The sequence below is a fragment of the Glutamicibacter nicotianae genome (genome assembly GCF_002797775.1).
Classification (GTDB): domain Bacteria; phylum Actinomycetota; class Actinomycetes; order Actinomycetales; family Micrococcaceae; genus Glutamicibacter; species Glutamicibacter nicotianae.
Genome location: NZ_PGEY01000001.1, coordinates 488,715 through 512,051, shown reverse-complemented (window position 1 = coordinate 512,051; position 23,337 = coordinate 488,715). Strand labels below are relative to the sequence as shown.

The 23,337-nt window shown below is 62.3% G+C and carries 25 protein-coding genes; 13 read left to right on the top strand and 12 right to left on the bottom strand.

What is annotated here, in order from left to right; translation table 11 throughout:
- Positions 1-20 precede the first annotated feature (20 nt).
- Together ATK23_RS02320 and ATK23_RS02315 are read left to right on the top strand one after the other, a co-directional pair.
- The gene (locus ATK23_RS02320; protein ID WP_083515481.1) at positions 21-1,607 is read left to right on the top strand and encodes a tripartite tricarboxylate transporter permease; all 1,587 of its coding nucleotides are present in this window, start codon (positions 21-23) and stop codon (positions 1,605-1,607) included.
- Positions 1,604-2,005, top strand: coding sequence for a universal stress protein (locus tag ATK23_RS02315; RefSeq protein WP_066139242.1), 402 nt, complete (start codon positions 1,604-1,606; stop codon positions 2,003-2,005). Before ATK23_RS02320 ends, ATK23_RS02315 begins: the two co-directional genes overlap by 4 nt.
- Positions 2,006-2,073: 68 nt before the next feature.
- On the opposite strand, the gene ATK23_RS02310 is transcribed toward ATK23_RS02315, so the two are convergent.
- Entirely contained in the window at positions 2,074-2,475 is a 402-nt protein-coding gene (locus tag ATK23_RS02310; protein ID WP_066139245.1) for a DUF4282 domain-containing protein, read from the bottom strand.
- Positions 2,476-2,653: 178 nt separating this feature from the next.
- Between ATK23_RS02310 and ATK23_RS02305 the strand changes: the two genes are divergently transcribed.
- Positions 2,654-3,670 (top strand): S66 family peptidase, encoded by a 1,017-nt coding sequence (locus ATK23_RS02305; RefSeq protein ID WP_066139248.1) that lies wholly within the window; start codon positions 2,654-2,656, stop codon positions 3,668-3,670.
- Between the two features lie 51 nt (positions 3,671-3,721).
- On the opposite strand, the gene ATK23_RS02300 is transcribed toward ATK23_RS02305, so the two are convergent.
- From ATK23_RS02300 to ATK23_RS02285, 4 genes are all read right to left on the bottom strand, one after another.
- Positions 3,722-5,143 carry a plasmid pRiA4b ORF-3 family protein gene (locus tag ATK23_RS02300; RefSeq protein WP_157066340.1) on the bottom strand — a complete coding sequence of 474 codons (1,422 nt, stop codon included), beginning with the start codon at positions 5,141-5,143 and terminating at the stop codon, positions 3,722-3,724.
- Between the two features lie 213 nt (positions 5,144-5,356).
- Positions 5,357-6,454 (bottom strand): pyridoxal-phosphate-dependent aminotransferase family protein, encoded by a 1,098-nt coding sequence (locus tag ATK23_RS02295; protein ID WP_066139254.1) that lies wholly within the window; start codon positions 6,452-6,454, stop codon positions 5,357-5,359.
- Positions 6,455-6,563: 109 nt separating this feature from the next.
- Positions 6,564-7,256: a phosphonatase-like hydrolase gene (locus ATK23_RS02290; RefSeq protein ID WP_066139257.1), complete on the bottom strand. Its 693-nt coding sequence runs from the start codon at positions 7,254-7,256 to the stop codon at positions 6,564-6,566.
- 28 nt (positions 7,257-7,284) lie between these two features.
- The gene (locus tag ATK23_RS02285; protein WP_066139260.1) at positions 7,285-8,043 is read right to left on the bottom strand and encodes a GntR family transcriptional regulator; all 759 of its coding nucleotides are present in this window, start codon (positions 8,041-8,043) and stop codon (positions 7,285-7,287) included.
- A gap of 168 nt (positions 8,044-8,211) precedes the next feature.
- Between ATK23_RS02285 and ATK23_RS02280 the strand changes: the two genes are divergently transcribed.
- From ATK23_RS02280 to ATK23_RS02260, 5 genes are all read left to right on the top strand, one after another.
- Positions 8,212-9,411 (top strand): TIGR03364 family FAD-dependent oxidoreductase, encoded by a 1,200-nt coding sequence (locus ATK23_RS02280; protein WP_245858283.1) that lies wholly within the window; start codon positions 8,212-8,214, stop codon positions 9,409-9,411.
- Between the two features lie 29 nt (positions 9,412-9,440).
- Positions 9,441-10,361, top strand: a complete 921-nt coding sequence (locus ATK23_RS02275) for a phosphate/phosphite/phosphonate ABC transporter substrate-binding protein (RefSeq protein ID WP_066139263.1) — start codon at positions 9,441-9,443, stop codon at positions 10,359-10,361.
- Positions 10,362-10,363: 2 nt separating this feature from the next.
- The gene (locus tag ATK23_RS02270) at positions 10,364-11,140 is read left to right on the top strand and encodes a phosphonate ABC transporter ATP-binding protein (protein ID WP_066139267.1); all 777 of its coding nucleotides are present in this window, start codon (positions 10,364-10,366) and stop codon (positions 11,138-11,140) included.
- The gene (phnE, locus tag ATK23_RS02265) at positions 11,137-12,012 is read left to right on the top strand and encodes a phosphonate ABC transporter, permease protein PhnE (RefSeq protein ID WP_083515484.1); all 876 of its coding nucleotides are present in this window, start codon (positions 11,137-11,139) and stop codon (positions 12,010-12,012) included. The genes ATK23_RS02270 and phnE overlap by 4 nt, the downstream gene beginning before the upstream one ends.
- A gap of 303 nt (positions 12,013-12,315) precedes the next feature.
- Positions 12,316-13,071 (top strand): type 1 glutamine amidotransferase domain-containing protein, encoded by a 756-nt coding sequence (locus tag ATK23_RS02260; RefSeq protein WP_407645287.1) that lies wholly within the window; start codon positions 12,316-12,318, stop codon positions 13,069-13,071.
- Between the two features lie 87 nt (positions 13,072-13,158).
- Here ATK23_RS02260 and rpsO read toward each other — a convergent pair whose 3' ends face one another.
- The 6 genes from rpsO to truB all read right to left on the bottom strand — a co-directional run bounded on the left by rpsO (position 13,159) and on the right by truB (position 17,125).
- Positions 13,159-13,428 (bottom strand): 30S ribosomal protein S15, encoded by a 270-nt coding sequence (gene rpsO, locus ATK23_RS02255; protein ID WP_013348393.1) that lies wholly within the window; start codon positions 13,426-13,428, stop codon positions 13,159-13,161.
- A 107-nt stretch (positions 13,429-13,535) separates the two neighbouring features.
- The gene (locus ATK23_RS02250; protein ID WP_066139272.1) at positions 13,536-14,321 is read right to left on the bottom strand and encodes a class I SAM-dependent methyltransferase; all 786 of its coding nucleotides are present in this window, start codon (positions 14,319-14,321) and stop codon (positions 13,536-13,538) included.
- 5 nt (positions 14,322-14,326) lie between these two features.
- Entirely contained in the window at positions 14,327-15,280 is a 954-nt protein-coding gene (locus ATK23_RS02245; RefSeq protein ID WP_066139275.1) for a bifunctional riboflavin kinase/FAD synthetase, read from the bottom strand.
- Between the two features lie 64 nt (positions 15,281-15,344).
- A complete protein-coding gene (locus ATK23_RS02240; RefSeq protein ID WP_174520601.1) occupies positions 15,345-15,812 on the bottom strand; it encodes a hypothetical protein in 468 nt (155 codons plus the stop codon).
- A gap of 9 nt (positions 15,813-15,821) precedes the next feature.
- Entirely contained in the window at positions 15,822-16,184 is a 363-nt protein-coding gene (locus tag ATK23_RS02235; protein WP_083515485.1) for a hypothetical protein, read from the bottom strand.
- Positions 16,185-16,201: 17 nt separating this feature from the next.
- A complete protein-coding gene (truB, locus tag ATK23_RS02230) occupies positions 16,202-17,125 on the bottom strand; it encodes a tRNA pseudouridine(55) synthase TruB (protein WP_083515486.1) in 924 nt (307 codons plus the stop codon).
- Between the two features lie 258 nt (positions 17,126-17,383).
- On the opposite strand from truB, the gene ATK23_RS02225 reads away from it, so the two are divergent.
- The 4 genes from ATK23_RS02225 to ATK23_RS02210 all read left to right on the top strand — a co-directional run bounded on the left by ATK23_RS02225 (position 17,384) and on the right by ATK23_RS02210 (position 21,305).
- Positions 17,384-18,046: a fasciclin domain-containing protein gene (locus tag ATK23_RS02225; protein WP_066139281.1), complete on the top strand. Its 663-nt coding sequence runs from the start codon at positions 17,384-17,386 to the stop codon at positions 18,044-18,046.
- 170 nt (positions 18,047-18,216) lie between these two features.
- Positions 18,217-18,798, top strand: coding sequence for an ECF RNA polymerase sigma factor SigK (sigK, locus tag ATK23_RS02220; RefSeq protein ID WP_066139284.1), 582 nt, complete (start codon positions 18,217-18,219; stop codon positions 18,796-18,798).
- Entirely contained in the window at positions 18,798-19,622 is an 825-nt protein-coding gene (locus ATK23_RS02215) for an anti-sigma factor (RefSeq protein ID WP_066139287.1), read from the top strand. The genes sigK and ATK23_RS02215 overlap by 1 nt, the downstream gene beginning before the upstream one ends.
- A 198-nt stretch (positions 19,623-19,820) precedes the next feature.
- Positions 19,821-21,305, top strand: coding sequence for a molybdopterin-dependent oxidoreductase (locus tag ATK23_RS02210; protein WP_066140293.1), 1,485 nt, complete (start codon positions 19,821-19,823; stop codon positions 21,303-21,305).
- Between the two features lie 17 nt (positions 21,306-21,322).
- On the opposite strand, the gene ATK23_RS02205 is transcribed toward ATK23_RS02210, so the two are convergent.
- Positions 21,323-21,769, bottom strand: a complete 447-nt coding sequence (locus tag ATK23_RS02205) for a YdeI/OmpD-associated family protein (RefSeq protein WP_052253498.1) — start codon at positions 21,767-21,769, stop codon at positions 21,323-21,325.
- 422 nt (positions 21,770-22,191) lie between these two features.
- On the opposite strand from ATK23_RS02205, the gene ATK23_RS02200 reads away from it, so the two are divergent.
- On the top strand, positions 22,192-23,292 hold the full coding sequence (locus ATK23_RS02200; RefSeq protein WP_066139290.1) for a ScyD/ScyE family protein: 1,101 nt from the start codon (positions 22,192-22,194) through the stop codon (positions 23,290-23,292).
- Positions 23,293-23,337 lie beyond the last annotated feature (45 nt).

Genomic DNA, 23,337 nt, shown 5'->3' with positions numbered 1-23,337 from the left:
TGGAAACTCTTGACCTCTTGATGGGCGGCTTCGCCTCGGCGCTGACCCCGATCAACCTGCTCTTCGCCTTCGCCGGAGTCCTCCTGGGCACCGCTGTCGGCGTGCTGCCGGGCATCGGCCCGGCCATGGCCGTGGCCTTGCTGCTGCCCCTGACCTTCGGCATGGAAACCTCCAGCGCCCTGATCATGTTCGCGGGCATCTACTACGGCGGGATGTACGGCGGGTCAACCACCTCGATCCTGCTCAATACCCCCGGCGAATCCGCGACAGTCATCACCGCCATCGAAGGCCACAAGATGGCCAAGGCGGGCCGGGCCGCGCAAGCTCTGGCCACCGCGGCCATCGGCTCGTTCGTTGCCGGCACCATCGGCACCGCGCTGCTGGTGACCGTTGCCCCGATCGTTGTGAAGTTCGCCGTGAGCCTGGGCGCGCCGAGCTACTTCGCAATCATGGTCCTCGCTTTGGTCACCGTGACCGCCGTGCTGGGTTCTTCCAAGATCCGCGGTTTCGCCGCCTTGGGCCTGGGCCTGGCCATCGGCCTGGTCGGCATGGACCCGGTCTCCGGGCAGAGCCGCCTGACCTTCGGCTTCGCGCCACTGGTCGACGGCATGGACATCGTGGTGGTCGCCGTGGCGATCTTCGCCATTGGCGAGGCGCTGTGGATTGCCGCGCACCTGCGCACCAGCCCTGCACGCACCATTCCGGTGGGCACCCCGTGGATGGGCAAGGAGGACTGGAAGCGTTCGTGGAAGCCGTGGCTGCGCGGCACCGCCTATGGTTTCCCGTTCGGTGCGCTGCCTGCCGGCGGCGCCGAGGTTCCGACGTTCCTCTCCTATGTCACCGAGAAGAAGCTCTCCAAGCATCCGGAGGAGTTTGGCCATGGCGCCATCGAGGGCGTTGCCGGCCCTGAAGCGGCGAACAACGCCTCGGCCGCTGGCACCCTGACCCCGATGCTGGCTCTCGGCCTGCCCACCAACGCCACCGCTGCGGTGATGCTGGCGTTCTTGACCATGAAGGGCATCCAGCCCGGTCCGCTGCTCTTCGAGAATGAACCCGATTTGGTGTGGGCGCTGATTGCCAGCTTGTTCATCGGCAACACGCTGCTGCTGCTGATCAACCTGCCGCTGGCCCCCATGTGGGCGAAGCTGCTGAAGATCCCGCGCCCCTACCTGTATGCGGGCATCTTGTTCTTCGCTACGCTCGGTGCCTTCTCGGTGAACATGCAGGTCGCCGACCTCTGGCTGCTGCTGATCATCGGCTTGCTGGGCTTCGCCTTGCGCCGCTTCGGCCTCCCGGTACTTCCGCTGATCCTCGGCGTGATCATCGGCCCGATGGCCGAGGAACAGCTGCGCAAGACCTTCCAGCTCAGTGCCGGCGAGGTCTCGGGGCTGTGGAGCGAGCCGCTGGCCGTGGGCATCTACGTGCTCATCGCGATCCTGCTCCTGCTGCCGGTGCTGATCTCCATCATCCGCCGCAAGCGCGGAACCGGATCGGACGCTGCAGAAGCCCTGCTGGGCGAGAACTCAGCTGGCGGCGACCAGACCGAGCTGGCAGAGCCTGCCCACCGCAATGAGCACAACCAGGGTGCTGGAAGGAATGAATCATGACGATCGTTGTGGGCTACATCCCCTCGCCTGAAGGCGAAGCCGCCCTGGAACGGGCGATCATCGAGGCTAGGCGCAACGAGGCGCGATTGATCGTGGTGAACTCCTCCAAAGGCGACCAGCTGGTGGACGACAGGCTCATTGATGCGAAGCAGTATCACGAGCTGGAAGCCCGGCTTGCCGAGGCAGGCATCGATTTCTGGATCGAACGCCATTCCCAGGGAGCCGATGCGGCAGACCAGATCCTGCACATCGCCGAGGCGCAACGTGCCGAGCTGATCGTGATCGGTCTGCGCAAGCGCACGGCCATGGGCAAGTTCCTCATGGGGAGCAATGCGCAGCGGATTCTGCTCCAGGCGGCTTGCCCGGTGCTCTCGCTGAAGGCGTCCAGCGACTGGTAGTTCTCTTTCCATTCGCTCATTAACTGCAGATGGCCCGCACCAGTGGTGCGGGCCATCGACCGTTATCCCTACTTCTGGTAGGGGTTGGCTGGCGGAGTGTTGTTGCCGCCATTCGCAGTTGGATCCTGCGGCTGCTGCGGAGCTGGTGGATTGCCCGGGTGCGGGCGGTAGCCGCCGTCTGCCGGCGGGATTCCACCGGCCAGTCGAACCAGTTCCGTGGTGTTCTCCGCGGTGCGGATCTGCGCCAGCAAGGATTCGAGGCTTGCACGGACCAGAACCAGGTAGACCAGGGACACCAACGGACCGACGATCAAGAGCATCAGGAAGCCGAGCATCGCATCGGTCATGAACCCGGTAATCACCAGTCCGAGGTAGCCGATTGCCAAGAGGACCATGATCAAGATGTAGACGATCTTGATGATCGATGGCGTGATGAACTGCCTGAATTCCAAGTCGAAGAGGGACTTCACCTTATTTCCTGCTTTCTTTAGAAAAATCGTGCTGTCCCGCCCACGCTATCGAATTTCTCAGGAATCGCACAGTAGCTGAAGCGCAATATCATCATTTGTTGCAAAAAATTTCGCCAACAATTCCCGAACAGTCACTGCAGCTATTCTCCCAACCCATGCCAGAGCCTAGACTGGTGGAATGCCAAGCCCGCTGAAGCCGACCCTCATCCCTGCCCGATTGCAAGCCGGAGACACCGTCAGGGTCATCGCGCCCTCGTGTTCCCGCACCTTCGTGATGGAATTCGACAATACGCAGTGGGTCAATGAACGCTTCGATGCCATGGGGTTCAAGGTGGAATTCGGCGAGCACGTGGATGAGAATGACGATTTCGACAGCTCGTCCATTCCATCGCGCGTGGCCGATCTGCATGCCGCATTTGCCGATGCATCTGTCGCCGGGATCATCTCGGTCATTGGCGGCTTCAATTCCAACGAACTGCTCCCCCACCTCGACTGGGAGCTCATTGCCGCCAACCCCAAGGTCTTGTGCGGCTACTCGGATTTCACCGCCCTGGCCAACGCCGTGCACGCCAAGACCGGGTTAGTGACCTACGTCGGCGCGCATTGGTCCAGCTTTGGCATGCGCGATCATTTCGAGCCGACCGGCCAGTGGTTCCGAGCGGCAACCCACGAGCATGCCTGGAGCATCGAGCACGCCACTGAATTCACCGACGACCTGTGGTTCATGGACCAGGACAATCGCACCTCCAACGCAACCAACGGACCATGGATCCTGAACGAAGGCGCCGCCACGGGCATGGTGATCGGCGGGAATCTGGGCACGCTGAGGCTGCTGCAGGGAACCGAGTCCATGCCGCCCTTGGACGGGGCTGTGCTGTTTGTCGAGGACGACGGCGCCGCAGACGTCCACGAATTCGCGCGCAGCCTTGCCTCGCTGCTGCAGACCCCCGGAGCCGAGAAAATACGTGGACTTGCCATCGGCCGGTTCCAGCTCGAATCCAGCATTTCTCGCGACCTGCTGGAACAAATCATTGCCAAGCATCCGCTGCTCTCCACCGTGCCGGTGGTCGCCAACCTAGACTTCGGGCATACCTCGCCGATGTTCACCATCCCTGTCGGCGGCGTCGCCCGGCTCGACGCCCGAGGTCCTGTGCCCCGCATGGATTTCGCCCACGAGGCGCATCAGCTGGGTTAGCAGCTCCAGTCTCAGCCGCACGGGCAAAGCACCTGAGGCTCCCAAGTGCCTCTAGTGCTGCAGCAGGTAGCGGGACAGCTCGGCCAGCCGCGGGTTGAGCTCTTCCTTTTTGTCCTCCCGGTGCAGCCGGTACTCCAACAGCCGTTCGACCAGGTACCACTCTTCGACGCTGGGCAGCCACGATTCGCCGTTGACCGGGCGTTGCTGGTTCGGGTCCCAGTAGCCGAAAATTTCCAGGATCTCGGACCTGTCCAAGAAGAACTCCGGCTGCGCCGAGTAGCGTTGCATGCGATCCGGGATGTACCCACCGGCGCGGATGAACCACCCGGCGAACGTCGAGTCGCACTCGATGTTCCGGTCCCGAACATCATTGCCCTTGTACTGTGCCAGGCGCGAGGCCATATGCTCCGCCAACGCCGTTGGATCATCCATGAGCTTGCGCCCACGCTGGGTGGTGGTGAGCACTCCCTTGGCCTTGCGCAGAAGCCCCATGCGCTGCGCAGCTTCGCGAATCCTGGCCACGGTCAGCATGTTGTTTTCGCGCTTGGAGGACCCGCTTTCGAAGTCGATGCCTTCCAGGTCTGAACGTTCCACGAGATCGCCGACAACCTTCGGCGGCATCCAGCCAGCCTTGGTGAGAATCAGCCCGTCGCTGCACAGCTCGGCGAGCACCGTGAAGGGCCGCAGCAATTCGACAAACCAGGCAGGTGCCGGCCCGCCGTACGGTTCCAGGCCCAGACCAATCTGGGTGGCAGGGACGGACATGGCCAGGCGCAACTCCGGATCCATCGATTCGAACCAGCGCCCCAGACCGTTTCCGCCCGTGCCCTGGGTGGAGAGCATTTCCAGACGCCGACCAGCCACCGTGGCATTGAATTCACCACGATTGAACGGATTCCAGCGCCCGCCCCGCCAGTTCATCCACCAGATGATGTGGTCAGCCTCGTCATCGGCCATGTCTTCCACGAGGCCCGGCACCGGATCGCCGTTGAAGATGCCCAGCTTCTCGTTCCAACCGTGGATTCCGCCGCTGTCTTCCAGCGGCGCGCGCAGCGCTCCGTCCAGGACGCGGTAGCGCGGATCGCCAGCAGCCCCGCCGCACTGCGATTCCACAGTTATTTTGTGCATCCAGCAGTCGCCAAAGTCGTATTCGAAGTAAAGTTCGCCATTCGCGGCGTTCAAGGCCTGGCCCAGCGTGGTGCTCTCTTGGGGTTCGCCCATCTCGATTTCCAGCCGGCTTCGCTCTTCGTACCAGGTGATGACCTCGTCGGAGTGCCGCTGGAAATACGGATTGATGCTGTGAAAGGCCTGCAGGTGCGCGTGTTCCCAGCCCATGACACACTGCAGCGCTAGGCCTGCCTCGTCGAGCATGATGATGTCATCCATTTCCATGGTGCGCCAGATCAACGGGTCGGACCCCCCGAGTTCGATTCGCAGGGTCAGCATTCGATGCAGTGAAATCACGCCAGTCATGGACTCGACCTTATCGGCCCACGGCACGAATCCGGAACGGCGAGCGCAACACTGGCCAGGCCGGTGATGGCCGTGCAGGAGGCATTCTCCCGGTACACAAGGAAACCCCGCCGGCGGCCGGCATCAAGTGGCCGGCACTGCCAGGAACCGTGAAACGGGCGAGGGACCCGCCGGATATTCCGGACGGATCCCTCGTCTGCAGGGCGGAGGCAATCAGGCCTTGGCGACCGCTTCCTTCAGCGCCGACAGCAGCAACGCCACCGAACCTGGATTCGCATTGGGACCCATCATGCCGATGCGCCACACGGTGCTCGCGTACTTGCCCACGCCGCCGCCGATTTCAATATTGAAGCGGTCCAGCAGGTAGCCGCGGACCTTCGCCGAGTCAACGCCTTCAGGAACGTAGACGGTGGTCAGCTGCGGCAGGCGGTACCCGTCCTGGGCGAAGAGCTCCAGGCCCATCTCCTGCAAGCCAGCTTGCAGCAATCCGCCAGCTTCCTGGTGGCGCGCAGTCACCGCTTCCAGGCCTTCGGCCATGATCCGGTCGATGCCTGCTTCCAGCGAAGCGACCATCGAGACCGGCGCGGTGTGGTGGTAGGTGCGCTGACCTCCGGTGGAACCGGTGGCATAGCCGCCGAGCAAGCCCAGATCCAAGTACCAGGACTGCGGCTTCTGGACCCGACGCTCGAAAGCGCGGTCCGAAATCGTGAATGGTGCCAGGCCGGGAGCCACGCCGAGGCATTTCTGCGTACCCGCATAGCCGACGTCGATGCCCCATTCATCAGCCAGCACCGGCATGCCGCCGATGGAGGTCACGGCATCGGTGATCAGCAGGGCGTCGCCCTTGATTGCTCCCAGTGCAGCAATATCGGAAACGACGCCGGTGCTGGTTTCGGCATGCACGCCGGCGATAACGGTGGGGTTCGGGTGCGCCGCGGCAACGCGTTCGGCATCGATCGGAGTGCCGTATTCATGCTCAACGCGGACCACTTCTGCGCCAGCGCGCGAAGCAACTTCGCACATGCGCTCGCCGAACAGGCCGTTGATGGCGATCACCGCAACGTCCCCCGGATTAATGGTGTTCACGAACGCGGCTTCCATGCCGGCTGATCCCGTGGCACTCAGCGGCAAGGTGCGGGAGTTCTTGGTTCCCCAGAGCGTGCGCAAGCCATCGGCAACGCGGTCCATGCGTGCGATGAACTCCGGATCCAAATGCCCCAGCAGCGGCAAGCCGAGTGCCGCCGTGGCTTCTGGATACGGGTTGCAGGGACCTGGTCCGAACAGGTGGCGCTGAAGAACAGTCTTGCTCATGACGACTCTCTTTCATCTCTGTGGGATGTTCCAACTAGAGCCCAGCTTATCCCTCATTCCGCGGCAAAACGAAACATATCTTCCGCATTGCAAAAGTTTTCACGCAGGACTAGGCCGCCTCGGACTCGATGGACGCAAGATATTCCGGCAGTCCCGCGACCGATTCGAGAATGGCTGCATGCGGATACCGCTCCAGATCCTCGCGGCCCAGTTTGCCGGTAAGCACGCCGATCCCATGGACGCCCGCATGATGGGCGGCGAGCAAATCATTGGCAGTATCCCCGGCGGCAACGACCTTGGCTACATCGCGGATTCCGGTCAGTTCCATGGCGCGATGGATCATGTACGGTGCGGGGCGCCCGGCGGCGGTTTCGTCCCCGGCAACCACGGCATCCAGAAGCTCGCCAGGACCCACCTTCCAGCCCAGGCCATCAAGGATGATATCGGCGACATCGCGCGAGAAGCCCGTGGTCAATGCGATCCTCGTGCCACTGGCAGCCAAGTGCTGCAGCGCTTCGACGACTCCTGGCAGGGCAACCGGTGGGTTCTCCTGGTAATACCCCAGCAGCAGCTCGCGGAAACGGACAAACTGCGCCTGAACCTGCTCATCGCTGGCACTGCCGCCACCCAGTTCAATCAGCGCCTTGATCGCTTCCTTCTTTTCGGCGCCCATCCACTGCTGCAGGTCTTCTTCCTTGACCTCGACGCCGAAGTCTCGCACAGCATTCTCCAAAGCCCGGTAGACGTCGGCATGCTCGTCAATGGTTGTTCCAGCCATATCGCAGGCAATGAGTTCAAACATGTCTTCTCTTTTCGTCGTGTTTTCTGTTTCAGCCAGCAATGCTTCGCACACGGCTTAATGAGGCGCGCTGCTCGCTGGTGTTTTCAATGGTGAAGTTGGCAAGGTGGGGCAGGTACCGGTCATCGGAGAATTCGAGTTTCTGCCCTGATTTGGAGGCGGTCACTCGCTGCTCGCGCAGGAGCGGAGCGCCGACAGGCACGCCGAGCAGCTGCGCGTCCACTTCATCGGCGGCAACGGCGTCGATGGTGTGCTTTCCGCGGTAGAGGTCGACACCCTGTTCCCGCAGGTACGCGAAAATCGAACCGCTGTCCGTATCGAAGTCAAAGAGCAACCGCCCAACTTCTTGCGGAAAGCTGGTCCGCTCCAGCATCGCCGGACTCCCGTCGAGCAAGCGCAGGCGCAAAAGCTGCACCACCTTGGCGTCTTCGTCGAGTTCAAGCTGCTCGGACACGAAGGCATCGGGCCGGCGCTGCGCCAATTCCCTGGTGTCCTGCCCAGCTTCCAATCCGATGGAGCGAGCCCAATCGGTAAAGGACATGAAGGTCGTAAACGATTGGGATTGCACCTGTTGCGCCACAAATGGCGGCTTGCCCTGGCCTCCGGCGATGAGTCCCTCCGATCGCAATTGGGCGAGCGCATGCCGGACGGTGCCGCGTGAGGCATTGGCCCGCGCGCAGAGTTCAGCTTCGCTGGGCAGGACATCTCCTTCATGCCAGGTGCCGGACGCGATTTCCTGCCGCAACCAGGTGGTGAGGGCTTGGTATTTGGGTTGCTTCTTGTTCTCCATCACCACTTGATCATACAAGCCGACTTACCGAGAAATCACCGGTTTATAAGACATTTCAGTGAACTCAATGTGAACGAACGGGCGCCATTCTGAACACTGGGCAAACTTGTCCAGACAAGTGCCAATTTGGCTTGATTCCCCTCCTTTCAAGCGTGGATGATCACTGTCGTGAGCAAAGAAAAGACTTCCCCACAGACCCAGCCACGCGCCAACCACGCAGATGTGCTGGTGATCGGAGCAGGCATTGTCGGCATGGCCCATGCCGCCCGCTCTCTGGACGCAGGCCTCTCCGTCATCGTCATCGACCGCGACCATGAGGCCGTCGGCGCATCGGTCCGCAACTTCGGCCACTGCTGCATTACTGCACAGTCCGGAAAACTCTACGACCTCGCGCAGTCGGGCCGTCCCTTGTGGCTCGACTACGCTGAACGTGCCGGTTTCTGGGCCGTCGAATCGGGTGCCGTTGTGGTGGCCACGACGGAAACAGAATTGCAGGTGCTGCGCGAGCTGTCAGCGCGCCGCGTCACCGGCCAGGTCGAAATGCTCAACGCGCAGGACGTCGCCGAACAGCTCGGACGCGAAAGCACCGAAGGCATCCTCGGCGGAGCGTTCCTGCGTGATGATCTCCGGGTCGATCCGCGCACCACGGTAGCCAAGCTGGCCCAGTGGGTTGATGCCCACGTTGCTGGCAGCGTCCAGTTCAACACCAGCGCCTTGGGATTCGGTGCCGGCAAGCAACGCCGTGCCAGCGTGCACACCAATCGCGGCAGCTTCGAGGCCGACCAGGTGTTCATCTGCGTCGGGCACGATGTCGACTACCTCTTCCCGCAGATCGCGCAAGATCACCAGATCACCCGCTGCGCACTGCAGATGCTCCGCGCAGAAGCATCCGAGGATCTGGAGGTGAAGCCAGCCGTGCTCACCGCCACCTCCATGCTGCGCTACGAAGCCTTCACCGAAGTGCCAGCGGCCCAGGCCCTGCAGGCTGAAGTTCTCGCCGAGCACCCAGAGCTGCTGAGCATCCAGGCGAACGTCATGTTCACCCAGCGGCCCGACGGCACCCTGCTCATGGGCGATTCGCACAGCTACGCCGCAACCCAAGCGCCCTTCCTCAAGGAATCGACCTCGGAAACCTTGCACTCGGCCATCGCCGGCTACCTGCAGGGCACCGAGCTGAAAGTCATTGAACGCTGGCAAGGAATCTACGCGTCCAGTGCTGTCGCTCCCCTGCTAATCCGCAATGTTGCCGACGCCATCACCGTCGTCTCCGTCACCGCAGGTGTCGGCATGACCCTGTCCTTCGGCCTGGCCAATAAGAACGTCAACGAAATCGCCATCCCGGCAATCGCTTCCCCGATCAACGCCTAACTCAGCTACAGAACACTTTGGAGCACACCATGAAGATCTCTTCCATGATCAAATTCTCTGCCGTTTCGCTGGGCCTGCTGGCCCTCACCGCCTGCGGGTCCGCGCAAGCAGATGAGCAGGCCAATTCCGCGGCCCCAGCGTTCTGCGCCGACGGTCCGATCAATTTCGGCATCGAGCCGTACGAGGCCCCTGCCAAGCTGGAACCAGCCTACGGCGTGCTTGCCGACGCGTTGGAACGCGAACTCGGCTGCGAAGTCGAGATGCTGGTCGTCGAGGACTACGCCGCAGAAGTACTGGCAATGCGCAATGGAAAACTGGATCTGGGCCAGTTCGGACCCGTGGGATACGTGTTCGCCAGCCAGCAGGCGGGCGCTGAACCGCTGGTGTCCTTCGGCACCGCCGAGGGCGAGCTCAGCACCTACACCGGCGGCATCTGGGTGGCGAAGGATTCAGAAATCAAGACCCTCGAGGATCTGCGTGGAAAGGACTTCGCATTGGGCGGCGTGGGTTCGACGTCCGGAGATGTCCTGCCGCGCTACGCGCTGAAGACTGCCGGCATTCCCGAGTCCGAGATCAATTTGAACTATTCAGGTGGCCATCCCGAAGCATTGCTCGCACTGACCAACGGAACCGTCGACGCAGCCCAGCTCAACTCGCAGACCCAGGCCGTCGCCGAAGAAGAAGGCAGCTTCAACCCAGAGGACTACCGGCAGATCTGGACGTCGGATCCCATCCCGAACGACCCGATCACTATCAGCGCCGATGCCGACCCTGAATTGAAGAAGGCCGTCAAGGATGCGCTGCTGAACCTGTCCAAGGAAGACATCGCCCAGGTCGGCGCGTTCCTTGATGTCACCCCTCCAGGCCCGCTGCTGGAAGTCACCAAGGAAACCTACGCACCGCTGTTCGACCTGGCGTCCAAAATGGGCCTCACCGAGGATGACATCTAGCCATGAACACTACGCAGAATGCCGGCCCGGCTCTCTCCGTGAAGTCCCTGGCCAAGTCCTACAACCAGCGCCATGTGCTTGACGACGTCGATTTCTCCGTCAACCGCGGCGAGCTCGTAGCCTTCCTGGGCGCCAACGGCTCCGGAAAATCCACCACCCTCAAGTGCGTCGCCGGATTGACCACTCCGGATACGGGCAGCATCGAATTGGATGGCGTCCACCTCGCTGATCTGCATGGACGAGACCTAACCCGTGCACGATCCCGGGCAGCCATGGTGTTCCAGAAGATCCATCTGGTGCCCCGCCGTACTGCGCTGGACAATGTCTGCGCTGGCGCCCTGTCCCGCGTCTCCGGCTTCGGTTCGCTCTCCCCCGCATTCTTCTCGCGCGAACTGCGAGAAGAAGCAATGGCCTGCCTGGACCGGGTCGGCATGGCTGACCGGGCGCTGGACAAGGTCGGACGCCTTTCTGGCGGACAGCAGCAGCGTGTAGCCGTCGCCCGGGCGCTGTGCCAGCGCGCTTCGGTGCTGCTTGCCGATGAGCCGGTTTCCGCGCTGGACCCGCATGCGGCCGAGAACATCATGGAATTGCTCGCTACCCTGGCGCACGAAGAAAATCTTGCAGTTGCGGCGGTTTTGCACCAGCCAGAACTTGCCCAGAGGTACGCAGACCGCGCCATCGGGCTGCTGCACGGGCGCATCGCCTTCGACGGTCCGATCCAGAATCTCGGTGACGACTTCCTCGACGTTCTCTACTCTCCCGAGAGGATTGCAGCATGAGTCTCCATACCCCAAGCAGCGTCAAGGAGCAGGCAGTGGAAAGCACTACGCACATCACCGCGGCAAAGATCGCGCCGGCACTGCCCAAGGACCCGCACAAGACAGCACGACGCACCCTCTGGGCGACCGGAATCGCCGTCATTGCCGTCCTTCATTATCTGGCCATCACCGGAACTGATTTCGATCCGGCGCTGCTGGTGGACGGCTGGCGCGGGATGGCACGATTCATCAGCGATGCATTCCCACCGGACCTGAGCTGGGACAAGGTCATCCGCCCCGGCCTGGAGGCCACGCTGGTCACCTTGTGGATCGGCCTGCTGGGCACCACCCTCTCCATTCCCACGGCCTTGGTGCTCGCAGTGCTGGCCTGCCGGACGACGACGCCGCATCCGCTGGCCTACCAAACGGCACGCAGCATCCTGTCGTTCTTCCGCGCGGTCCCCGATATCGTCTTTGCGCTGATCTTCGTCACCGCGGTGGGACTGGGTCCGTTCGCCGGCGTGCTGGCGTTGATCTGCCACAACACCGGCGTGATGGGAAAGCTCTGGGCCGAGTCACTGGAAGAAACCGACCAAGGACCGCAAGAGGCTCTGTCCACCACCGGCGCATCACGGCTGCAGCAGTTGGCTCATGGATCATTGCCTCTGGTCATCCCGCAGTTCGTTGGCCTGCTGCTGTACCGCTTCGATGTGAATGTCCGTTCCTCGCTGGTCCTGGGCCTGGTTGGTGCCGGCGGCATCGGCCTGCTCATCAACCAGGCGATCAAGTCCTTCCAGTTCGATACGATGCTCACGCACATCATCATCGTCCTGATCTTGATCATCGTGGTTGACCAGGCATCGGGCTTTATCCGCCGGAAGCTGGCGGTTTAGCTACTGGCCATGTGGCGCAACGGTCTTGAGCCCCAGCAGGTGTCCGTGGTCCGGAAAGGATCACAGGCACCGGCTGGAGTTCTTGGCGTCGGTCGGCTTGCCGCGGGCCGGTGAACCCCTCCAGCACCTTGGACTTGGCGCCATTGGTCATGCAGCTACACAAAGCCGCAGCCAAGGCCACCGCGTCCATTGCCCCAACGGTTGTGTTGACTCGAATCTTGGTGCATGGTTCCGCACAACATGCTGGCAACTTGTGCGTCCCCCTTGCGACAGCCTGCAGGTTGTACAAGGGTGGAAGGACGAATGCGAAAGGAGCACACCTTGAAGAAAATCCTCATGGTCCTGACCAGCGTTTCCGAAATCGGCGAGGACAAGGAGCCTACCGGTTACAACGTCGCCGAGGCCGCGCACCCATGGAAGGTGTTCCGGGATTCCGGGCACTTCGTCGACTTTGCGTCCATCAAGGGCGGACAGCCCCCGCGCGACACGGTGGACCAGGATGACCCGATCCAGGTGCAGTTCACCCAAGATGAAACGACCCGTGCCGGCTTGTACAACACGGCACGTGTCGAGGTGGTGGATCCTGCGCAGTACGACGCGGTGTATCTCGTGGGTGGCCACGGCACCATGTGGGACTTCGCTGGCAATGCTGGCCTGCAGAAGGTGGTCAGCGACATCTACAACAAGGGTGGCGTGGTCGGTGCCGTCTGCCACGGTCCGGCTGGACTGCTGGATGTCGAGTTGCATCATGGCCTGAAGCTCCTGAGCGGTAAGACCGTTGCGGCGTTCACCAACGACGAAGAAGTGGCCGTCGGCAAGGACAAGATCATTCCGTTCTTCCTTGCTGACAAGCTCACCGAGCAAGGCGCCACGCATATCGCCGCCGATAACTTCGAAGAGAATGTACAAGTCTCCGAACGCCTGGTGACCGGGCAGAACCCGGCGTCCGCAGCGGGTGTCGCGAAGGAGATGGAGAAGCTCCTGGCTGAGGTGATCCACCAGGAAAAGGCCGAAGAGGCCGCGGCAGCCGAGGCTGAAGCAGAGGCCAAGGCAGAGTAAGCAACCGCGCGATGCGGCCTCTGCCGGGCAAGAAAATCCCCGCCTCCTGAGACGAAGGCGGGGATTTTCTTGCTCTGAAGCCAAGGACTACTTGCGCAGGCCCAAACGCTCGATCAGCGAACGGTAACGCTCGATGTCGGTGTTCTTCAGGTAGCCGAGCATACGACGACGACGACCAACCAGAGCCATCAGGCCACGGCGGGTGTGGTGGTCATGCTTGTGCATCTTCAGGTGCTCGGTCAGGTCCGAAATACGGCGGGACATGACGGCAATCTGAACCTCAGGCGAACCGGTGTCACCCTCGTGGGTAGCGTAAGCCTTGATGATTTCGTTCTTGATAGTGGCATCCAATGCCATAACAAACTCCTAGAGTTGGACCGCGTTCATAAGTCAGTGCGAACGCCGAGGCATTCACAGGGGAAACTCGCAACCGCGGACTGCAGCGAGAACCATCGTCAATCATATCACCGACGGGGACGCCGGCGGGACCTCCAAGCATGGGTGAGATACGGCACCTGCACCTTCTTATCTGGCTCATGCCCCAAATGCTCATGCCAGTACCATGCCAGGTTCGCTTCGACCTTGGCCCGCGTGGTGTCCGAGGACTTGCGGTAGTAGCTGCGTGATTTGGTCAGCTCGATAATCTCATCGAAATCCAGCTCCATGGACCAATGCCAGATGCCATGCTCGGGTTTCTGGAACTGCGGTCCCAGCGGCGGCTCCAGCTCGGGCCGGTGCACATCCCCTGCATGCATGATCCGTGCTAACCGGTGCATCCAGGGAACGGTGACATCCAACTGGTTCCACAACAGGGCCAGCCAACCGCCGTCATGGAGCAAGCGCGCCGCTTCGGCACTGGCTTGCGGGTGGTCAACCCAATGCCATGCCTGCGCATAGGTCACCAGATCAAAACTGTCAGCGGCCAAACCGGTAGCTTCACCAGCAGCGCAGGCCACCTCGATGTGCGGCAGGCGCTTGGACAGGACCGAGAGCATGTCCGCGGACGGATCTACGGCTGTGACTTCCAAGCCTGCAGAAACCAGTTGCTCGGTAAAGATCCCCGAACCGCAACCGATATCCACCGCAGTTGCCGGTCGGTGCTGCAACGTGAAATCCAGCGCTTCCTGGGGATAGGACGGACGGATCTTGTCATAGCTTTCGGCATCCGACTGGAACGCCGATGCCAATTCTTCGCGGCGCTGTGCTCCCACAACGAAGGCGCGTTGCGGCAACGAAGGTATTTCAGCCATGATTCCTAGTGGCGTTCGGCAGCCAGTACCGCACGGGCCTGGTCGACATCCTCGGTCATCTGCTCAATCAAGGCTTCGATGCCGCGGTAGGCGACCATCGGGCGCAGATGGGAAATGAACTCGACGACAATCTGCTGGCCATACAGGTCGAAATCTTCCACCCCTTCTTCGGGACGATCGATCACATGCGCCTCGACCACGCGGGAGACACCATCGAAGGTCGGGTTCGAGCCAACGGAAATTGCCGCCGGCCAACGCACCTCGGCCTCATCGATGACCCAGCCGGCATACACGCCATCGGCAGGGATGATGCCGGTGGCTTCGGGATCCAGATTTGCGGTGGGGAATCCCAGCTCGCGTCCGCGCGCGTGGCCATGCACTACTTCGCCGCGCATGCGATGCGGCCGGCCGAGGATCGCGGCGGCGGCCTCAACGTTGCCAGCCGCCAGTTCCTCGCGCACCCAGGTCGAAGACAAGCGCCGCTTATCCCCCACGTCTTCAACGCCGATGACCTCGAAACCGTATTTGGCTCCCAGCTCCTGCATGTAGCCGAAGTCTCCGGAATTGCCGCGGCCGAACCGCACATCGTGCCCGACAACGACGGCTACGGCGTTCAGCTTCTCCACGATGATGGAACGGACGAACTCTTCAGCGCTTTGATCCGCAAATTCCAGGGTGTAGTGGATCATCAGCGTGGCGTCCAGGCCAACGCTAGCCAGGGTGTCGATGCGGTCGGTGATGCCCATGATCAATTCAGGAGCACTCTCGGGACGGTGCACCAGCGCCGGGTGCGGGTCGAAAGTGATTGCCACCGATTGTGCAGAGCGCGCTTTGGCCTGTGTGACAGCTGCATCCAGCACTTCGCAGTGGCCCAGGTGGACACCGTCAAAGTTGCCAATGGTCACGACAGTGGGCGCCATATCCGCGGGGACGGCATCCAAGCCCTTCCAATAGTGCACTTTGCTCCTTCAGAAATTCTGCTGCGGTGGATGGAAAACCCACCGAGGTAATTCTTGCACGTCTTTAGGCGTGACGCTCATTACGATTACGGTACAGCCACCACAAGCCGATGATCGGCAGAACCAGCGGAATGTATCCGTACCCTTCGCCAAAACCGCTCCACACCGATGGATGCGCGAATTCTTCGGGGTGGGTCAGCGACAGGATTCCCACGACGATCACGCCCACCAATTCAATGGCTACCGCATACAGCGAGACCAGCCAGGCGCCACGCTTGGCCGAGGACAGCGAGAACGTGGCCAGGATGTAGATTAGGCCGGAAACCAGCGACAGGCTGTACGCGATCGGTGCCTCGTCGAATTTGCTCATGATCTGGTAGACCGCGCGGACCGTCGCTGCCAGAGCGAGGATGCCGTAGACGGCAATGATCACGCGGCCCAGGCCGGTGGACCGGCTCGGCTTGGGGGCCTTGTTGGCGCTGCGCGCCTCGGCGGCCTGCATGATGCGCGAGTTGCGCTGCTTTTCACCCATGGGGTACTCCTACTGCCAGATCTGTTCCATGCGGAACACCATAACGAAAGTGACCGCGGCTGACGCGGCCAGCACGGCGTTGGACCAGCGGCTCTTCTCGCTGATGGCCCAGAAGAAGGCGATCGGCGGCATGATCAGCGCCGTGATGAAGTAGCCCCAGAATTCCACCGGGTCCCCCTGCACCGCATTGCCGCCAGCCTGGCGGATCACCGCCGCAATGCCGTAGGCAATCAGGTACAGCTCGGTGGCCACCGCGCCGATCAGCGCCCAGTCATCCGGGTGCTTGCGAATTGCTGTTGCAATCACTGCCACCAGAAATGCCAGCGCACAGACCACCGCACCGGCGATGAAGAATCCATTCAGGGCAATCAAGCCAGGTCCTTTCGGGATTACTTGGCGGTGAAGACCAAGGCGGTACGGGCCTTGTCGCCTTTGTCTTCCAGCAACGCGACGAGCACGCCGTTGGGCGCGAACGCGGCAACGGTCTGGCCTTCGGCGATGTCCATGCTCAAGTGCGAGGCGGGGATGGTGCGGCCGAACGACAGCTCGACTGCTTCGTCGACGCTGACCGTGCGGTTGGGGAACAGCGTAGCGGCGGCCTTTTCAATGGGGAGGATCTCGAATTCCTGGGCCAACTGCTCCAGGGTGCGGGTGAGCTCGATCTTGTACGGGCCCACCTCGGTACGGCGCAGCGCGGTGAGATGTCCGCCCACGTTTAATGCTTCGCCCAGATCGCGGGCCAGCGCACGGATGTAGGTTCCGGATGAGCAGGAGACGGTGACGTCGACGTCGAGGATCTTGCCGCCGTTTTCGCGGCGCACCTCGTGGATCTCGAAACGCGAAATGGTCACCGGACGGGCCTTGAGCTCCACCTGTTCGCCGGCGCGCACGCGGGCGTAGGAACGCTTGCCATCGACCTTGATGGCCGAGACCGAGCTCGGGATCTGCTGGATGTCGCCGCGCAGCCGGGCCACCTCGCGTTCGATGTCCTCGTCGCTGACAGCTGCTGCGATGCGTTCGGAAATGATCTCGCCTTCGGCATCGTCGGTGACGGTGTTCTGCCCCAGGCGGATGGTGGCGGTGTAGGTCTTGTCGTGGCCCACGATGTAAGTCAGCAAGCGGGTTGCCTTGTTCACGCCGACCACCAGCACGCCGGTGGCCATCGGGTCCAGGGTGCCGGCATGGCCGACTTTCCTGGTCCCAGCGAGTCGGCGGATGCGGCCCACCACGTCATGGGAGGTCATTCCCTGGTCTTTGTCGACTAATACGAGGCCTGATGCCTGCTCTTGCGTGTTCTGCCCGGCTTTACTCACGCCTTCCAGTATATGGGCTGTGCAGAGAATAAGCCTGCCGCGGGTTCCAAGCGTGGCAGATCCCACGTGCGGACCAATCCCCCTCCGATAGCGTGGCTGCAGACCCGCCCGGACGCCGCGTCACAGAGGGACTGGAAAATTATTTTGACGGGATTCCAATCCGCCAGGCATCCGGCACCGAATGCTCCATGACAGCCTGCTCCGCACGGACAGGAAAGGAACCGACGACAATAGTCGCGGCGAAGCAAGGAGAAAATCATGAAGCGCACATACAGCAAAGCCGCTGGAGTCTTCGGGCTCATCGCAGTCGCCGCCATGGGACTGAGCGCCTGCTCAACAGGTTCGGAAACCATGGAATCGCCCACCGCTTTCGCTTCGGAAAGCAGCTCTCTCATGGCCAGCGAGTCCGCCATGGATCCAGCCGGAAATCTCGTTGGCCCAGGCTGCGCAGCCTACGCCGAAGCAGTCCCGACCGGTGATGGCTCGGTAGAAGGCATGGCGCAGGATCCAGTAGCCGTCGCCGCCTCGAATAACCCGCTGCTGACCACGCTGACCTCGGCAGTCTCCGGTGAGCTGAACCCGGACGTGGACCTGGTCGATACGCTCAACGGCGGCGAATTCACCGTCTTCGCACCGGTGGATAACGCCTTCGCCGAGATTCCGAAGGATGACTTGGCAGCAGTGGCCAAGGACGCCGACACCCTGACCAGCGTGCTGACCTACCATGTGGTTTCCGGCCAGATCGCACCGGCTGATCTTCCCGGAACCCACGAAACGGTCCAGGGCGAGGATCTTGAAGTCACCGGCAGCGGTGATGATCTGGAAGTCAACGGGGCCTCGGTCATCTGCGGCGGCGTGCAAACCGCCAACGCGACCGTGTATCTGGTGGACACCGTCCTGATGCCGCCGGCCAAGAAGTAGCACCCCCGGAAACAGCAGGTCCGCCGGCATGGAGGTGGTGCGTGGAATACCTTCCATGCACCACCTTCGCCGGTGCTGCGGGAACGTGGTTCCCGCAGCCCAGCTATTCCCCGAACGCCACGCCACCGCAGAGCGCCGCTGAGGCACAAATGCATGAGACTCTAGGATTCATGAGTTCCAATAGACTCGACGCCATGGAAGACGATTCCGTGCAAACGCCAGACGACTTGTTGCGACAGGTCGCGCTGGGGGCCGAATCTGCCTTCGAATCGCTCTATGATGCCATGGCATCGCGGGTCTTCGGCCTCGTGCTGCGGGTGCTTCGCGACCAGGCGCAGAGCGAAGAGGTCACCCAGGAAGTATTCGTCGAAGCGTGGCAGCAGGCCAAGCGCTTCGATCCGTCCCGCGGAACCGCTGCATCCTGGCTGCTGACCATAGCCCACCGCCGAGCCGTGGACCGGGTGCGCTCCAGCCAAGCGAGCCAAGCCCGGGATCTGCGCATTGGAATCAAGGAATTCCAGGACAGCTACGAAGACGTGGAAGAGAACGCCATCTTGCACGACGAGACCGTACGCGTTGCACGGGCACTGCAACAGCTCAGCCCACCGCAACGCGAAGCCATACAGCTGGCCTACTTCGGCGGATACACCCACCTGGAAGTCGCTGAGCTGCTGAAAGTACCGGTGGGAACCGCTAAAACGCGAATACGCGATGGCATGGGCAAGCTTCGAGAACTGATGGGAGTGGCGTAATGGAAAAGCATGAGAACGAGCGGACCGACAGCTTCGCCCTGGAAGCTCTGGGAGACGAGGACCGCGGCAAGCTCGCGCACCAGGACTCAGATGCCGCCCAGGCCCGCCACGAGCTGGATGCCTTGCAGGAAACTGCTGGACTGCTCGGCTTGGCAGCGCAGCCGGTTGCTCCCCCAGCACGGCTCAAGAACGATGTCATGGCAGCTATCCGCGCCACCGAGCAGCTGCCGCCCGTCCAGGACCAGGAGCCTGCCTCGGGCAGCTCCCCCGCCAGTGGCTCCACGGCTGGTGCGGAACGTGAATCCGATGCCCCGGCTACGCCCCCGGCGCCGCAGCCCGGGGCACCGCGCGGCAACCAGCGCTTCTTCGCCTTGGCCGCCGGCGTCCTGCTACTGGCAGCGGCGGCGTTGGGCGGCTTGGCCATCCAGCAGAATTCCGAGCAGCGCGAGCTGGAAAGCAAAATGGCAGCCATGGCCGAACATCAGGAAGAACTCGCCCGGATCTTGGGGGCTCCCGATGCCAAGTCCAAGACGCAGACCTTGGATGACGGGGCAACGATCACGCTGTCCTATTCCGCGGCCGAAGGACTGATGGCGGTTTCCACCTCGGGCATGCCGGAGCTGTCCAGCGACAAAGGGTACGAGCTGTGGCTGATTTCCGCCGACGGCGCAGTCCCGGCAGGAATGCTCACGGGCAGCGATGCCAACGGCATGATCATGGTTTCCGATCCGATGCAGGGGATCACTCATTTCGGGATCACCGTCGAGCCGGCCACCGGCTCCCCCGCCCCGACGACGGATCCCATCATGCTGCAGTCGCTATGAGATCGCAGAAGATCTTGTAGCCGGTTCCAATCTGCTGTGCGTCCCGTTCCGAAAACACTGTGAGTGGTTGTTCCCCCGCATTAGGGAGGGGAACATGGAACGAAACGCATGAGGTGAGTGGCAGTGGGCTTCAAGAACAAGCGCGGCAGCAGGGTTTACGTTTTCCACGCGGTAGCCGGAATATGTTCGGCAGCGCTCATGTTTGCCGTCGCCCAGTTGGCCTCGGCATTTTTCAATAGTGCTTCCTCGCCGTTTTTCGCTCTGGGGTCTGCCATCATCGACTTGACGCCTCCATGGCTCAAGGACTTCGCCATCTCCACCTTCGGGACCAATGACAAGCTGGCGCTGTTCATTTCCATCGGCGTGGCGGCAGCGGTGCTCTCTGCCCTGATCGGCCTGCTGGCCAAGCGGAGTTTCGCGTTGGCCTGCACCGCCATCATTGCTTTGGCGCTGGTGCTTGCCAGCGCTGTGGCCGCCCGCGCGTCCACCAGCCTGCTGGATGTTGTCCCTACGGTGCTGGGCGCAGTCGCCGGAATCGGAGCTCTTCATTGGCTGGCCCGGCTGGCTACAGCCACCGTCCCCGAACCCGGCCAGGGCACGGCAGCTGCCGGCCCAAGCCGCAGAATATTCTTGCGCGGCGCGGTCCTGTCCTTGGCGGCCGCGGCACTGGCCACCGCGGTGTCCACCTCCGTCTCCGCTACACGCAATATGGCTGTCGCCGCCCGCAACGCCCTGCGCCTGCCAGCGGCCCGGACGAAGGCCAAGGCCCTGCCCGAAGGAGTGCAAATAGAGGAGGCGAATATGCCCCGCTTCGTTACTCCCAACCAGGATTTCTACCGCATCGACACCGCGCTGTCGGTGCCGCAGATCGACCCGAACCAGTGGTCCTTGCGCGTGCACGGCATGGTGGAGAATGAATTCACCATCGGCTTCGACGAGCTGCTGGGCGAGGAACTCGTGGAAACGTATCTGACCCTGACCTGCGTATCGAATCCTGTCGGAGGAGATCTGGTAGGCAACGCGAAGTGGCTGGGCTACCCGCTGCGCAAGGTGCTGGAGCGCGCGGTTCCCCAGGCCGGCGCCGATATGGTGCTTTCGACTTCTCATGACGGTTTCAGCGCTTCCACACCGCTACAAGCGCTGACCGATGACCGGATGGCCTTGCTGGCTATCGGCATGAACGGCGAGCCGCTGCCCTTCGACCACGGATTCCCCGTGCGCATGGTGGTTCCCGGCCTCTACGGCTATGTCTCGGCCACCAAATGGGTGATTGATTTGGAGGTGACGCGTTTCGAGGACAAGGCCGCCTATTGGACTACCCGCGGCTGGTCTGAACGCGGTCCCATCAAGATGTCCTCCCGCATCGACACGCCTCGGCCTTTCGCCGAGGTCCCTGCAGGGGAAGTTGTCTTGGGCGGAACTGCTTGGGCGCAGACCCGGGGCATTTCACGCGTGCAGGTGCAGATCGATGACGGCCCCTGGGAGGATGCGCAGCTGGCCGCCGAAGCGTCGCTGGATACATGGCGGCAGTGGCGCTTCGTGTGGAAGGACGCGGCACCGGGCATGCATGCGGCGTCGGTGCGAGCCTATGATGCGCAGGGCAAGATGCAGACCCGCGAGAAAGCCAACCCTGTGCCCAATGGCGCCAGTGGTTGGCAGCGTCTGCAGTTCACCGTGCAGTAGCCTTGCTCACCAGCACCCTATTCGTCACGCAGCGCCTTGATAGCTTTCTCGACCCGGCGCGTCCTGGTGTCTTCGCCGCGGGCAGCCACGATGGGCTCCACATGGCCTCGTTGCTTGCTGTAGGACAGCTTGTTCCACGCTTCAAGGAGCTGCGGCTCGGCGGAGAGCAGCACGGCCAGTGGCTCGGGAATTTCGACGGTCCGCGGCTCTTCATCCAATTCGAGTTTCACGCTGATCTCATCGCCTGCGCCCTTGCCCGTGGCAGCGCGGGTTTCAGCGTTGAAGGAAATCAGAAACTGGCCACGCATCGATGAAATGGTGTTCCGGTAGCTATATCCCCCGTCAATGGTTACCAAGACAGGAACGCGCTTGCCACGGCCGAATCCGGCAACGACGTCATCTGGAACGACAATTCCGACGTTGTTCCCGCCGGTGGCACTGAGCACGGTGATGAATTCTGGCATTCTCGGGACCCCTGTTTCGGCTTATGCTGGTGATGGCTACGCTATCCCACGAACTCTGACCGGGTCTATGGGCCCGCACGGTTCCATGAGTGCTCCCGGCACGAGTCAGCCAGCACATCACACCGGTCCAGAGCATCAGAACGGCCAGCTGCCGCTCGGGGTTCGCGAGCACTTTAAATGAGTCTCGACGGACCCTTGCCCCGCCTGTGCCCCGGCCTAGAATTCGATTCATATGAGCGCATTGCCACGCGCCACCGCTGGGCTCGACATCCATGGAGGATGCCGCCAGGACCGTGTTCCACGGATTCAGCAGGCTCGTGCCATGGCTCTGGAAGCATCTGGTACTCAGCGGGTTCAAGTCTGCGTCTTCTTCGCGGCCGTCATCTGGCCGCGGCTCACTCGCACTCCCAGGAGAATCTCCCATGAAATCCCGAGTTCTCGCTGCCCTCGCGGCGGGATCGCTACTTACCGTGCCGCTCGTCGCTGCCCCGGCCCACGCTGCCGGTGCGTCCGAGCACAGCAAGCCGTCCATTGATTCGGTGCAGTCCGTTGCCGAGGGACTCGTCGGTCCGCTCAAGGTGGCTTTCGGTCCCGAAGGCTCGTACCTTGTCGCCGAGGCCTTCGGCGGAATCCTGTCATCCATCTCAACTGATGGCACCCGCCAGGTCTTGGTATCGGCTCCCGGCAAGGAAATCGCGGGCGTCTCGCATGACCGTGGCAACACCTATTACTTCGAGAACCTCGCCGGCACGGATGAAAATCCGCAAGCCGAAGGGCCCGCACTGGTCAAGGCCATTGATGCCCAGGGATCCACCCGCACCTTGGCGGACCTGTTCGAATACGAGGTGGCCCACGACCCGGATGGCCAGACGCTCTACGGCGTACGTGACGCCTCACCCGAATGCCTGGCCCAGGCCCCGTACCTCCAGACGCTTGGCGAGGTGTACTCGCACCCGTACTCCAGCGTTCCGGCCGCCAACGGCCTGTACGTGGGCGATGCCGGAGGCAACGCCCTCTACCACGTCGCAGCCGACGGCACGGTCGGCCTGCTGAAGACGTTGCCGGCTGAGCCGATCAAGATCACCGAGCAAGTAGCGGCTTTGGCCGGGGAAATGGGCTTGGCCGTTCCGGAGTGCATGATGGGCCTGGATTACTGGGCCCAGCCGGTGCCTACCGACATCACCGTGCACAAGCAGTGGCTCTACTACACCGTCTTGCCCGGCGTTCCGGGCGAGGGCCTGTCGATGGGCAAGGTTTACCGGATGAACCTGCACAGCAAAGTCACGCAGCTAGTGGCCACCGGGCTGAATGCCCCGACCGGGGTGGCGGTCGATGACCGCGGCCGGGTGTTCGTGGCCGAGCTCTTCAGTGGCGGCGTGGGAGCCATCCGGCACAGCGAGTCCATGACGGTGCTGCCGGTGTCGATGGCTTCTGATGTGGCAATCGACGGCACCAGGGTGGCCGTCACCGCCAACGCCCTGACGCCTACGGGCACCCTGCTCAGCGCCCGGATAGCCCGCTGATCGCCGGCATCCACCGGAGGGCTTGCCGCGACGGAAACTCATGAA